Source organism: Sediminibacillus albus (genome assembly GCF_900101125.1).
Classification (GTDB): Bacteria; Bacillota; Bacilli; order Bacillales; family Amphibacillaceae; genus Sediminibacillus; species Sediminibacillus albus.
This window is the reverse complement of sequence record NZ_FNFL01000004.1, coordinates 146,286-159,720: the sequence shown is the minus strand read 5'-3', so window position 1 is coordinate 159,720 and position 13,435 is coordinate 146,286. Positions and strand designations below refer to the sequence as shown.

At 43.0% G+C, this 13,435-nt stretch carries 13 protein-coding genes and 2 riboswitches; of the genes, 9 read left to right on the top strand and 4 right to left on the bottom strand.

The features are described 5' to 3' along the window. Positions 1–139: 139 nt before the first annotated feature. Both argH and BLR93_RS12495 read right to left on the bottom strand, forming a co-directional pair. Entirely contained in the window at positions 140–1,567 is a 1,428-nt protein-coding gene (gene argH / locus BLR93_RS12500) for an argininosuccinate lyase (protein ID WP_093215098.1), read from the bottom strand. Next, positions 1,564–2,823 (bottom strand): argininosuccinate synthase, encoded by a 1,260-nt coding sequence (locus BLR93_RS12495; RefSeq protein ID WP_093215095.1) that lies wholly within the window; start codon positions 2,821–2,823, stop codon positions 1,564–1,566. Before BLR93_RS12495 ends, argH begins: the two co-directional genes overlap by 4 nt. A 389-nt stretch (positions 2,824–3,212) precedes the next feature. Here BLR93_RS12495 and BLR93_RS12490 point away from each other — a divergent pair, with 389 nt between their 5' ends. The 7 genes from BLR93_RS12490 (at position 3,213) to BLR93_RS12460 (ending at position 9,412) form a co-directional block, all read left to right on the top strand. Next, positions 3,213–4,142, top strand: a complete 930-nt coding sequence (locus tag BLR93_RS12490; protein ID WP_093215092.1) for a DUF4349 domain-containing protein — start codon at positions 3,213–3,215, stop codon at positions 4,140–4,142. A gap of 91 nt (positions 4,143–4,233) precedes the next feature. Further along, positions 4,234–4,345: riboswitch (TPP riboswitch) on the top strand. Positions 4,346–4,529: 184 nt separating this feature from the next. Next, positions 4,530–5,525 (top strand): ABC transporter substrate-binding protein, encoded by a 996-nt coding sequence (locus BLR93_RS12485; protein ID WP_093215090.1) that lies wholly within the window; start codon positions 4,530–4,532, stop codon positions 5,523–5,525. A gap of 3 nt (positions 5,526–5,528) precedes the next feature. Next, a complete protein-coding gene (locus BLR93_RS12480) occupies positions 5,529–5,822 on the top strand; it encodes a thiamine-binding protein (RefSeq protein WP_093215087.1) in 294 nt (97 codons plus the stop codon). Next, the gene (locus BLR93_RS12475) at positions 5,819–6,586 is read left to right on the top strand and encodes an ABC transporter permease (RefSeq protein ID WP_093215084.1); all 768 of its coding nucleotides are present in this window, start codon (positions 5,819–5,821) and stop codon (positions 6,584–6,586) included. Before BLR93_RS12480 ends, BLR93_RS12475 begins: the two co-directional genes overlap by 4 nt. Beyond that, a complete protein-coding gene (locus tag BLR93_RS12470) occupies positions 6,579–7,316 on the top strand; it encodes an ABC transporter ATP-binding protein (RefSeq protein ID WP_093215082.1) in 738 nt (245 codons plus the stop codon). The genes BLR93_RS12475 and BLR93_RS12470 overlap by 8 nt, the downstream gene beginning before the upstream one ends. Then, positions 7,313–8,089: a TatD family hydrolase gene (locus BLR93_RS12465; RefSeq protein ID WP_093215079.1), complete on the top strand. Its 777-nt coding sequence runs from the start codon at positions 7,313–7,315 to the stop codon at positions 8,087–8,089. The genes BLR93_RS12470 and BLR93_RS12465 overlap by 4 nt, the downstream gene beginning before the upstream one ends. A 189-nt stretch (positions 8,090–8,278) precedes the next feature. After that, positions 8,279–9,412, top strand: coding sequence for an MBL fold metallo-hydrolase (locus BLR93_RS12460; protein WP_093215076.1), 1,134 nt, complete (start codon positions 8,279–8,281; stop codon positions 9,410–9,412). Positions 9,413–9,500: 88 nt separating this feature from the next. On the opposite strand, the gene BLR93_RS12455 is transcribed toward BLR93_RS12460, so the two are convergent. Further along, complete coding sequence (locus BLR93_RS12455) at positions 9,501–10,682, bottom strand: pyridoxal phosphate-dependent aminotransferase (protein ID WP_093215073.1); 1,182 nt, start codon at positions 10,680–10,682, stop codon at positions 9,501–9,503. Between the two features lie 153 nt (positions 10,683–10,835). Continuing rightward, a riboswitch (SAM riboswitch) is annotated at positions 10,836–10,939 on the top strand. 111 nt (positions 10,940–11,050) lie between these two features. On the opposite strand from BLR93_RS12455, the gene BLR93_RS12450 reads away from it, so the two are divergent. Next, positions 11,051–12,136, top strand: coding sequence for an iron-containing alcohol dehydrogenase family protein (locus BLR93_RS12450; RefSeq protein WP_093215071.1), 1,086 nt, complete (start codon positions 11,051–11,053; stop codon positions 12,134–12,136). A gap of 22 nt (positions 12,137–12,158) precedes the next feature. After that, the gene (locus tag BLR93_RS12445) at positions 12,159–12,947 is read left to right on the top strand and encodes a carbon-nitrogen family hydrolase (RefSeq protein WP_093215069.1); all 789 of its coding nucleotides are present in this window, start codon (positions 12,159–12,161) and stop codon (positions 12,945–12,947) included. A gap of 67 nt (positions 12,948–13,014) precedes the next feature. Here the strand turns inward: BLR93_RS12445 and BLR93_RS12440 are convergent, their stop codons facing one another. Further along, positions 13,015–13,434 carry a DUF4064 domain-containing protein gene (locus BLR93_RS12440; protein WP_093215066.1) on the bottom strand — a complete coding sequence of 140 codons (420 nt, stop codon included), beginning with the start codon at positions 13,432–13,434 and terminating at the stop codon, positions 13,015–13,017. Position 13,435: the final 1 nt, after the last annotated feature.

The following is a 13,435-nucleotide window of genomic DNA, read 5'->3' as shown; positions in this document are numbered from 1 at the left end:
TTCCGTCACTCCTCTCTCGCACAAATAAATGGTTTTTATACGCATTTATTTATATTTATTCATATCAATGAAAAAAACAGGCCCACAACCACCTTTATGGCGTAAGCCGTAATTATCCATCTTTTTTATAAATTCAAAATCAGGCATTTTCGTCATTTTCGATTAATTGTTTGTGCTGTTCAATCCACTCCATATTTATTTGGAAGAGCTGCCGCGCTACAGCAAGCTGTTCTTCCACACGGTTCTTAGCTGTACCGCCTGCCACATTCCGGGCGTTTACGACAGCCTCTGGAGCAAGAAAATCATAAATATCCCTTCCAATCAGCGGGGAAAATTGCTGAAATTCCTCGACAGATAGATCCATTAAATATTTATTATGATTGATGCAGTGCAAAACCACTTGGCCGACTACTGCATGCGATTCCCTGAATGGCATATCCTTGCCGACAAGGTAATCAGCAAGATCTGTTGCATTAGAATAATCTTTAGCTACCGCCTGGTACATGTTATCCTTTTTGACATCCATCGTTTCTATCATCGGTGCGAACAATCCCAATGCACCTTTTAGCGTATCGACGGTATCAAACATACCTTCCTTGTCTTCCTGCATATCTTTATTGTAGGCAAGCGGAAGGCCTTTAAGCGTCGTTAGCATACCCATTAAATGCCCATAGACTCGCCCTGTCTTTCCTCTAACGAGTTCAGCGACATCGGGGTTTTTCTTTTGCGGCATCATACTGCTCCCCGTACAAAATGCATCATCCAATTCAATGAAATTGAACTCGGCACTAGACCATTGGACAAATTCCTCGCACAATCTGGATAAATGAACAGAAATCAGGGAAGCATTTGATAAAAATTCCACAACAAAGTCACGATCGCTGACAGCATCTAAGCTGTTTTCACAAATCCCATCAAAGTGAAGCTTCTCAGCCACATATTGGCGGTCAATCGGAAAGGTGGTTCCAGCCAGTGCTCCGGCACCTAATGGTGACTGGTTAACCCGCTTCCAGCTGTCAGATATTCTTTCCATGTCTCTTTGAAACATAAACACATAAGCCATCATGTGGTGGGCAAATAATACAGGCTGGGCCCGCTGTAAGTGAGTATATCCCGGAAGAACTGTATCAAGGTTTTCCCGCGCCTGTTTGTGGAGGGCCTTTTGAACATCCAGCAGCAGCTGGCTGATCTCCACTAAGGCCGCACGCAAGTATAAGCGCATATCCAATGCCACTTGGTCATTCCGGCTCCTGCCAGTATGCAGTTTACCGCCGACAGGCCCTATTTCTTCAATCAATAGTTTTTCGATATTCATATGAATATCTTCGTTTTCTTCGCTCATTACCGCTTCTCCATTTTTGATCTTTTCTGCAACAGAGTGAAGCCCATTTGCAATAGTAACAGCATCCTTCTCTGGGATAATGCTGCATTCTTTCAACATTTCCACGTGGGCGAGACTGCCTTGTATGTCATACACTGCTAATTTTTGGTCAAAGCTGATTGATGCTGTATATTCGTCGACTAGCTCATTTGTTGGCTTGGTAAACCGGCCGCCCCATAGTTTCATTGTTTAACAGCTTCCTTCACATCGACCACAACATTTTCAATCGATGCATCTTTTTTGGCATGTGTTTGATTGACAGCAGAGTGAACTTTGGTAGGAAGTCCCCATAATTTTATAAAACCTAGTGCCGCTTCATGGTCAAAGCTATCTTCTGGTTTGTAAGTTGCCAAGTCAAAATCATACAGTGACTGTGCGGATTCACGGCCGATTACTTGTGCATGCCCTTTGAACAACTTGACTTTCACTGTGCCAGATACTTGTTTTTGGGTTTGCTCAATAAACGACTGTAATGCTTCCGTTAACGGCGAGTACCAAAGTCCGTCATATACAGTCTGCGCCAGCTTTTGTTCAATTGTCGGCTTAAATTGGGCAACTTCTCGAGGCAGGGTCAATGCCTCCAGTTCCTGGTGGGCAGCTATTAATGTCAATGCCGCGGGCGCTTCATATATTTCACGGGATTTAATGCCGACTAACCGGTTCTCTACATGGTCGATCCGGCCCACCCCATGTTTTCCGGCGATTTCATTCAGTTTTAGGATAAGCTCGGAAAACTCGAGAGATTCTCCATCAAGTGAAACAGGCTTTCCTTGATGAAAAGTAATTTGGACAGTCTGTGGCTGATCCGGAGCATCGACAGGATCTTTGGTCAATTCGTACGCTCCTTTTGGCGCTTCTACCCAAGGATCTTCCAAAATACCGCATTCGTTACTGCGTCCCCACAAATTCTGATCTACACTGTAAGGATTATCGATATCTACCGGGACAGGAATGCCATTTTCCTCCGCATACGCGATTTCTTCATCCCTTGACATTGCCCACTCACGGACAGGTGCAACTATTTCCAAGCCAGGATTCAGCGCTGTAAAAGCTACATCGAATCTTACTTGATCATTGCCCTTTCCTGTACACCCATGGGCTACAGCTACTGCTCCTTCTTTCTCTGCAATATCAACAAGGACTTTGGCAATCAAAGGACGTGATAGTGCAGAAATTAACGGGTATTTTCCTTCGTATAGCAAGTTTGCTTGCAAAGCGGGTAAAACATATTCATTGGCATAAAGTGATTTTGCATCAACTACGTATGACTTAATCGCCCCTACATCAAGTGCTTTATTTTTAACAAAATCAAGATCCTTTCCTTCTCCTACATCAAGTGCGACGGCAATTACATCATAATTGTATTTATCCTGAAGCCATTTAACTGCTACCGATGTATCAAGCCCACCCGAGTATGCTAATACAATCTTATCTTTTTTCATTAAAAATCTCCCCTTCTGCTGTTTATATATTTATAGATTAATTGAGTTGGTTGCGTATGAATTATTATGCACTATTAAGTATATTAATTCAACCATAAATAAATATTTTTACAAGAAAACTTACCTGAACGGAATCTTCGTGACTTTCAATCCCTTTTAGTTGCAATATTTTATGCATTTTTTAGCTTATTTAGCGCTACTTTATTTTTATGATAATCCGTATGAAGTGTGATTATGGCCCACTGCCCATTTTTATAAAAATTAATTTTCTTGTATAGCTTATTCATTCTCCTGACTTCCCGGACCAATATCACAGCAATAGTAAGGAGCTGGTGTAACTTTACACCGTGTGCTAGCGTCTATTTAAAAAACTAAAGGGTGGTCAAAACATGAAAAAATGGTTTCTTATTTTATTGGTTCTAGGCTTTAGTGTGTACCTGGCAGGCTGCAGTAACGATTCGGAGCTAAAAGAATCAACGGAAATTGCCGGGGATACCGCTTCCGAAACTGCCGAATATGAGAATAGTGAAACGGGTGAGGAAAGCCAGGGAACAGCAGATGGGGCCAAACTAAATAAGCAGGAATCAAAGGAGTCTGCGGTTACTAGTGAGGCGGCACAGACGAATCGAAAGGTGATTTATAATGCTAACCTGCGAGTTGAAGTCAAGGATTACCAGCAGTCTTTTTCCGACTTTCAAGCCCAAGTATCAGAAGCCGGGGGGTATATTGTAGAATCGAATACGCATGAAGGTTCTGACGAAGATTTTACACAGGGTCATATTACCGCACGAATTCCGCAAAAACATTTCCAAAGCTTTATAGACTTTGTTGAGGAAGGCAGCAGCAAAGTTTTGGAAAACTCAATAACCGGGCAGGATGTCACGGAAGAATATGTTGACTTGCAATCCCGCCTTAAGACCAAACAGGCTGTTGAAGAACGCCTGCTGGCTTTTATGGAGGAGGCAAAAAAAACAGAAGATTTATTAAAGATATCAAATGACCTGGCAAGCATCCAAGAAGAAATCGAGACTATTACTGGACGGATTCGCTATTTGGATAACAAAGTAGACTTAGCAACCGTCACCATCCATTTGCAGGAATATAATGTTAAGATCTCTGGTGTGGATAATGACAATTTAAACACTTGGGATAAAACAAAAGAGCAGTTTATGAAAAGTATAAATGTGCTGCTTTCCGCTTTCTCCGGCTTGTTCGTCTTCCTTATCGGTAACTTGCCTATCTTAATTCTACTTGCTGTCATAGGCACGATTGCCTTTTTTATCATAAAAAAAGCCAGGCAGCGTAACGAAAAGCAGTAGTAAGCTTTTGTTAAGTATGTAATATCTATTGAAAAATTAAAACAGCTATGGCAAAGTTAAGATTGTAATAAAGATTAAACCAATTAAATAGTTGTACATGTAGGGGGACCAGTATTTGCTGGTTGAGATCGTATCCGTATAGATACAGACCCTTGGAACCTGATCTGGCTGAAACCAGCGTAGGGAACATATTTTGACGGTAGTTATGTGATGATATGCACCCTAGGTAGGAACCTATGGTGTTTTTTTATGGATAAAAGCAGCCGGCTGAATAGCCTGACATACACAAACTGTCACCGTCGATAAACCAGAAGGTAATTGATATGTTCCCTGTTTCTAGTTTACTTGCGTTTAAGCTTTATTAACATTCAGCAAGGGGGAAATAGGATGAAAAAAGCACTAATGATTTTAGCAATCTTAATCGCAGCAGGATGCAGCAGCGAAAACAATGCCAGCCAGCAGGAAGATCCGCAAGCGTTACAGAATGTTTCGCTCGTATTGGATTGGACACCGAATACCAATCATACTGGTTTGTATGCAGCGCAAGACCAAGGTTTTTTTGAAGAAGAAGGACTTAATGTAGAGATAATCATGCCAGGTGAAGCGGGAGCAGATCAACTTGTGGCCTCCGGCAAAGCTGATTTCGGGGTAAGCGCCCAGGAAACATTAACAGAAGCCCGGGTACAGGACATTCCCATTGTTTCGATAGCAGCAATCATTCAGCACAACACTTCTGGTTTTGCCTCCCCGGTCAATAAGGGCATCACTTCTCCAAAAGACTTTGAAGGGAAAACGTATGGCGGGTGGGGAGCTCCGGTAGAGAAAGCTGTCATCTCTTCCTTAATGAAGCAGGAAAATGCAAATGCGGAAACAGTCGATATTATTAACATGGGGGATACTGATTTCTTCACTGCTGTGGAACGTGATATCGATTTTGCCTGGATATATTACGGATGGACCGGCGTAGAGGCTGAACTTCGCGGAGAAGAACTAAATATGCTTTACTTGACCGATTACTCGGAAAAGCTTGATTATTATACTCCTGTCCTTACTGCCAGTGAAAACACGATAAAAAATGATCCTAAAACGGTAAAGGCCTTTGTCTCGGCGGTATCCAAAGGCTATCAATTTGCGATTGACCATCCTGATGAGGCAGCAGATATCTTGATTGAAGCAGTCCCTGATTTGGATGCGGAACTGGTCAAAGCCAGCCAGGAATGGCTGTCTCCAAAATATCAGGATGATGCAAGCCGCTGGGGCGAACAAAAGCAGGAAACCTGGGAAAACTACGCTGAATGGATGTACGAAAACGAACTATTGGATCATGAATTAGAAGCAGACAAAGCATTCACCAATCAGTTTTTGCCAAACAAGGAGGACTAAAAGATGGCTGATTCACTAGTTAGCATTCAAATTATTCCCAAGACCAAAAATGGAGAAAGCGTAATTCCCTATGTAGACGAAGCAATTGCTGTCATTGAGGAAGCAGGTGTCGCCTATAAAGTCCATCCATTGGAAACCACCATGGAAGGTGAACTGACTGAACTCTTTTCCGTTATTGAAAAAATGAATAAAAAGATGATTGAGATTGGAAGCAGTAATGTTATTTCCCAAATCAAAGTGCTCTACCAGCCAAGCGGAGCCTCGATGGATAAATTAACGGAGAAATACCACCCATGACAGCTTTTCGGAAAGGATGGAGGCCGGTATCGGCCATCATCCTTCTATTTCTCCTTTGGGAAGCAGCAAGTTTGCTGTTTGAAGTGCCATCCTGGCTGCTGCCTTCCCCTTCACAAATTTGGCAGGAGGGAATTGCTGGCTGGCCTGATTACCGCTACCACCTATGGTCGACGATCCGTTTAACAATCGTTGGCTTTTCCATTGGTACGATTATCGGTATAGCTGTGGCTATCTGCCTGCATTTACTGCCAAAACTAAGGGATACACTTTACCCATTAATGATTTTGTCGCAGAATGTCCCGATTATTGTCCTGGCACCGTTACTAGTTATTTGGTTTGGCTTTGGCGTGTTGCCGAAATTGATTGTCATTACGTTAGTTTGCTTTTTCCCCATTGCTGTTGCGGCAATGGATGGTTTTAAACAAACGGACGCAGATTTGATGCATTACATGAAAATGGCCGGCGCAACCAAAGGACAAATTTTCAGGAAGCTGGAGTGGCCGTTTGCTTTGCCTGCATTGTTTTCCGGTTTAAAAATATCGGCGACCTATAGTGTGATGGGAGCAGTTATTTCCGAGTGGCTCGGTGCCAAACAAGGCATCGGTGTTTATATGACGTTAGCCTCCTCGTCCTTCCGCACTGACCGGGTTTTTGTGGCTATCTTTTTAATCATGGCTTTATGTCTGATTTTTTTTGCTTTTATTATTCTTCTGGAAAGATGGACGGTTCGCTGGAAAACGAAGGGAGCAAAAAATAATGGCTAGTTTATCTCTTATTAATATTTGCAAATCATTCGGCGATAAAAAAGTGTTAAAAGACCTTTCTTTTTCTATCGATCATGCGGAATTTGTGTCGATTGTTGGTCCATCGGGAAGCGGAAAAAGCACGCTGTTCCATTTGATTGGCGGCTTGCTCCAGCCAGACAATGGCGAAATCCGTATGGAAAGCAGTTTGATTAACGGGAAAAGAGGGGCGATTAGCTATATGCCACAGAGTTCCTCCTTGCTTCCCTGGCGGACGATTCTGGAAAACGTCATGCTCGGGGAAGAGCTTCTCGGCAAAAAAGATGAACAGGGAGCTCTCGAAATGATTGCAAAGGCAGGCTTATCAGGCTATGAGCATGCTTATCCTGATCAGCTGTCCGGAGGAATGAAGCAAAGGGCTGCGTTTATCCGCAGTATGCTTAGTCCGCAATCGTTGATTTGCCTTGATGAACCATTTTCCGCTCTCGATGAATTTACTCGATTGGAAATGCAGCAATGGCTCTTGTCCATCTGGGAGGAGCATAAGCGCTCCATATTATTTGTGACCCATAACATTGAAGAAGCACTTTACTTATCTGATCGAATTATTGTTTTATCCAGCAGGCCAGCCCAGGTCAAGGCTGTCTTTACCATCCCTTTTGCGAGACCAAGACGGGAATCCATTGTTCTCACAGAAGATTTTTTGCGCTGGAAAAAGAAAATATACAATGAATTGAGGGGAATGATATGAGCTTTGCTGTTATAGATAGCCATATCCATCTAGATATGTACACAGATAGCCAACAAATCCAGCTGCTGAAGGAGCTTCAGGAATACCAGGTAGAAGCTTTAATATCTGTGTCAAACCACCTCGCTTCAGCTGAAAGGACTTTGGAGTTAGCTGCGCTTGACCACAGAATATATCCCGCTTTTGGTTACCACCCTGAACAGGTGCTGCCTACTGATATAGAGTTAGACAGACTATTCACCTTCATGCGTGAAAACTTGAAAAGTATGGCAGCTGTCGGTGAGGTCGGGCTCCCTTACTATTTACGAAAAGAAAAGCCTGAAATTTCCGTGGAACCATATATGGATTTGTTGGAATCATTTATTCAACACGCCGCTGCTTTTCAAAAACCGATTGTTATGCACGCGATTTATGAAGATGCTCCCTTTGTCTGTGGCTTACTGGAAAAGTATTCGATTGAAAAAGCCCATTTCCACTGGTTTAAAGGGGACTCAGCTACCATCCAGCGTATAGTGGAAAATGGCTACAGCATATCGGTTACACCGGACTGCTTGTACGAAAAGGAAATTCACGATGTGGTGCGGCAAGTCCCCCTAACTTCCCTCATGGTGGAAACAGACGGCCCCTGGCCTTTCAGCGGCCCTTTTAAACAGAGCTTGACACACCCGAAAATGGTCCATGCCAGCATTGCAAAAATTGCCGAACTCCATCAAGCAACAATTCAATCGGTCTACCAGCAGATCAATCAAAACACCAAAAGATTCTATCTTATTTAACATCAGGATTCTCAAATGAGCCAGCAGCCTAAAGCAATTCCTGTTAGGGAAAAGTGCTAGGCTGCATTATTTGTAACAAAAATGAGAATTTGTAAAGTTTAAGTGAAGAATGCCGCGGGTAAGGGCATACATTAACATCAAACAAGTAAATTTGTTATAATTGCTTCAAAAAGAAGAGGAGGAGAGAACATGAGTGGTTTAAAACCCTTAACCGTAAAAGAACTGGCCCATAGAATTTTAAACCAGGAAGAGGTTTTTATTCTTGATATTCGCCGGCAAGAGGATTATCAGGATTGGAAAATAGACGGCCGTCACGTCAAAAGTATCAATGTTCCATTCGCTGACATTCAAACTTTCCCAAATAAAGTGAAACAGTCACTTCCTCAAACTCAACCTGTTTTCATCGTTTGTTACAAAGGCATCTCCGCGCAGACAGCAACGGCCCTCCTTGAGAGAGAAGGCATGGAAAATGTTACATACTTGGTAGATGGCATTACTGGCTGGGGGGAGCATCTTGAGCCTGTCAAGATTGGCAGCTTATCTAATGGAGGAAGTGTCTATCAATTCATCCGATTAGGAAAAGGATGCTTGTCCTATATGATTGTGTCAGGAAAGGAAGCCCTCGTCATTGATGCCAGTCGTATGACAACATTCTATCAATCATTTGCAGCTGAACATGGCTGGACAATTAAACACGTAGCAGATACACACCTTCACGCCGACCATATCTCAGGCGGCAGTTTATTGGCTGAAGCCGTTGGTGCGGACTATTGGTTTCCTCCTGCTGATGACGAAGGAGCGGTTTATGACTATCAGCCATTAGAAAACGGATCGGAAATTAAATTCGGGGAGGAAAGCGAAACGGTAACTGTACTATCCTCTCCAGGCCATACAATCGGCAGCACAAGCTTTATTGTCGACAATCAATACTTACTAACCGGCGACACTTTGTTTGTTCAGTCGATTGGGAGACCAGACCTTGCCGGGAAAGCTGCAGAATGGGCCGGGCACTTACACTCCACTTTATATGACCGATTCCCTCGGTTACCGCAGCATTTGAATGTTCTGCCCACCCATTTTAGCAATATTGGCGAATTAAACGAACAAGGCAATGTCCAATCCACATTGGAAGAGCTTTATTTAAATAACGAACGGTTGAACATAAGCTCGCCTGAGCAATTTAATAAGGCGGTTACAGGGAACCTTCCGCCCCAGCCAAACAGTTATCAGGAAATTCGCTTAGTTAATCTTGGTAAAATAAATCCTGATACACACGAGCAGCAGCAAATGGAAGCAGGCCCCAACCGCTGTGCTGTAAGTTAACAAATCATCGAAAGTAGCGTAAAAAGGCTGGCTCAGTTAGCTGAACCAGCCTTTCCTATATTTCAAGGAAGAAACTATCTTCCGAAAATTAATAGTCGTTAAAAAGATTCAATTCTGCGATTCGGTCCACCGCTTCCTCTAATCTTTCTGCGCTATCAAGCAGGCCGACACGAATATAACCTTCTCCAGCCTTGCCAAATCCTTTCCCTGGCGCTACCGCTACATGTGCCTCTTCTAATAAAAGATCAGCAAATTCTTCAGATGTGTAGCCTTTGGGAACAGGCAGCCAGGCAAAGAAAGTCCCTTTCGGCATTTCTGCTTTCCATCCTATTTCATTTAATTTAGAAATAAACCGATTCCTTCTATCCTCATACGTACTCACCAGATTCTTGACAGATGATTGTTCCCCAGTTAATGCTCTTGCTGCTGCAGCCTGAATTCCGCCAAACAAACTGACATACATATGATCCTGTAATAAATTTATACTTTCAATAACAGAAGCATTTCCGACTGCAAAGGCAACCCTCCAGCCAGCCATGTTATAAGTTTTGGACAAGGTATAAATTTCAACCCCCACATCTTTTGCACCTGCGGACTGCAAGAAGCTTTGCGGCTTATCACCGTCAAATCCTAGAGCGCCATAGGCAAAATCATGTACGACACAAATATTGTGCTGATACGCCAGCTCGACTGTTTCATCAAAAAAAGCTTTGGAAGCTGTAGCGGCTGTTGGATTATTCGGATAATTCAAAAACATTAACTTAGCTTTATCCAGTGCCTCTCTGTCTATTGATTGATAATCAGGCAAAAAATCATTCTCTTTTAGTAAAGGCATTGTTTCCGTCTTCACATCTGCTAAGGCAATCCCTGACATATAATCGGGGTAGCCTGGATCTGGCAGCAACGCCACATCTCCCGGATTCAACAGGCATTGGCCAAGCTCCACCAACCCCGTTTTCGCACCAAACAGGATGGCAACCTCCTTCTCCGCATCGATATCGACACTGTATTCCTGCTTATAAAAGGAAGCAACCGCATCCTTAAGAAAGGAGAAACCGCGAAAAGGAGGATATTTATGGTTTACCGGGTCGGCCGCCGCATCCTGCAGTTCCCGGACAATATGAACAGGTGTAGGCAGATCCGGATTCCCCTGTCCCAAATTGATAACATCATGCCCTTTTTCGGTCAATTCCTTTACTTTCTGTACTAAATTGGCAAAGAATTGATCCGGAAGCCTTTTTAATAAATTCGATTGTTCGAAGTTCCTCACACTACGTCACTCTCCCAAGTATGTATATAAAATATAATTCCTAATCATAGCCATTATCCATCTATTTGTAAAGTTACCTACTTGATTCCCCGCCTTGACAGAAAATTAGCGTGATGCGATAATATCATACAATTGAAAATTGCTGAAATGACACTCTTATCAAGAGAAGGCGGAGGGAATGGCCCTGGGAAGCCCGGCAACCGGTGTAAACGAACATACGGTGCTAAATCCTGCAGCATACCGCTGCAAGATAAGAGGAAGAGTTTGCCATTACTAACCTCTTCCTATTTGTAGGAAGAGGTTTTTTCGTCTTTAATAAGAAATATCTCCCGCTGACGTGCGATACCAATCATAATGGAGGTGCTAATATGAAACCAATCCAAGTACAGGGTGCCCCAGCTATTTATCAATGCTTTGAAGGTGTCCTTGAGTTACTTCCAGAAAAAATTGCCGAGCAGCAATTCTCGCAAGGCTTGGTCATTCACGGAGAGAAATCGTGGAAGGCTGTTCAGCCCCATTTTGTTGAGCCTGGTGTGCCGCTTCATTACATAGGCTATAATAAGGATTGCACCCACGAGGAAGTAAACCGAATCAGCCTGGCCGCAGCCAGTAGTAAAGCTGACTTTATCATTGGCATTGGTGGAGGTAAAGTATTAGACATCGCCAAAGCCGCCGGCCATAAATCAGATTTGCCGGTAATCCTGATTCCAACGCTTGCATCCAACTGTGCCGCTTGGACACCATTAAGTGTTTTTTATGATGATAAGGGGAATTTTCTCGAATACATTATTTTTCCAAGGAGTACGTTAATGGTTTTACTCGACCCAAGCATCTTGATCGATTCTCCACCTGAATTTCTGCGTGCAGGTATTGGCGATACAATTGCTAAATGGTATGAAGCCGATGTTTTAACCAGGAGGTTAAGTTCAAAAAGTGTTTCCCTTGATATTGCTTTGCAAGCTGCCAGACTATGCCGTGACGTGCTATTAGAAGAAGGCACAAAGGCGATGGAAAGTTTAAAAACTGGTTCAGTCACTACCCACTTGGTCAGGGCTGCAGAAACTATTATAATGGCTGGGGGCATGGTCGGGGGCTTTGGAGATCATTACGGACGGATCTCCGGCGCCCATTCTATCCACAATGGATTGACTCATCTCCCTGAAACACATCGCTACCTCCATGGTGACAAGGTGGCCTATGGCATACTAGTTCAATTAGCTTTGGAACAACGGCCGGAGGAAATTGCGCTGCTCCTTCCTCATTACCGGGAGTTAGGGCTTCCTAAGTGCTTAGCTGAGTTGGGAATAACCAGCGGTAAGCAGGAAGCGATGGGAACTATTGCAGAGGCTGCCGCTGCTCCTGGAGAATCTATTTATCTCATGGACATCTCAGGAAAAGAAGAGGTTTATGCAGGCATTGCTCAATTAGAGCATTTAATGCAGCAGGAGACTTAACCGTCATAAGAGGAGGTTTTTTGTGAAACAATCTTACGCACTTATTCAAATGGATATAGCTTTTGGCAACCCTGAAAGAAATTTTCAACAAGCGGAAAAAATGATTCGGGAAGCAGCAGCCAATAATATTACTACTGTAGTCCTTCCAGAATTGTGGACAACAGGCTATGACTTAACTCGCTTAGAGGATATCGCTGATGATAATGCCAGCCGGTCAACATCGTTTTTGGGTAAACTCGCCAGTGAACTTCATATTAATATTGTGGCTGGATCAGTTGCTAAAAGAGTTGATCATCAAACAAGCAATACTCTATTAGTCTTCAACCGCAAGGGAGAACTGATAAAACAATACAGTAAAGCCCATTTGTTTCGATTAATGGACGAAGAAAAGCATTTAGTAGAAGGAAACAGCGACGGTAAGTTTGTGTTGGATGATGAAAAAAGTGCTGCTGTTATTTGTTATGATATCCGGTTCCCCGAATGGATTCGCACCCATATGCTTGATAATACACAAGTTCTTTATGTGGTCGCCGAATGGCCAAAACAGAGAATTGACCATTGGCGTGCTCTCCTCATCAGTAGAGCCATCGAGAACCAGTGCTTTGTGATTGCCTGCAACCGGGCGGGATCAGATCCGAACAATCAGTTTGGCGGACAATCGATGATTATCGGCCCATGGGGTGAAGTAATAGCAGAAGCCTCCGAAGAAGAGACAATCCTTTATGGGGCCGTTGACTTAGATGAAGTTGAAAAAATCCGATCAACCATCCCTATCTTCACTGACCGCCGTCCTGACATGTATAAATTGTAACGCAATAAACAAGCAGAGCCTGGATTATACACCAGGCTCTGCTTGTTTATTAGTCTATTAGATTCAATCAGCCTTCAATAACTTTTTTTGGTTTTCTTACCAGACACATGATTCCAGCTATCAAGTATAACAGCGCTGGTATGAGGCTCATGCCTAAATAAACAATGAAAGATAACACAGCAGTCACAATGAATAAGATGCCTGCAGTTTTAGGCTTTTTATTTCCTTTTATCAAAACTACTGCCACAATTCCCAAAATCACTGCTATCAAAGAACTAATAATCAAAAACCAGGCACCGCTGTTCATGATTTGGGTAAAGTCCCCAATCTTCTCCATTCCCGATTGCTGTGTTAGCATTTTTTCCATTTCCTGCTGGAACTCCTCATCATTCCGCAATCGAAACAATACTATACCGAATAAAGTAAAGAAACAAAAAAGTACTGCCCCAATAATACCGAGGACTATTTCCCCTGTCCGTTTAACCATT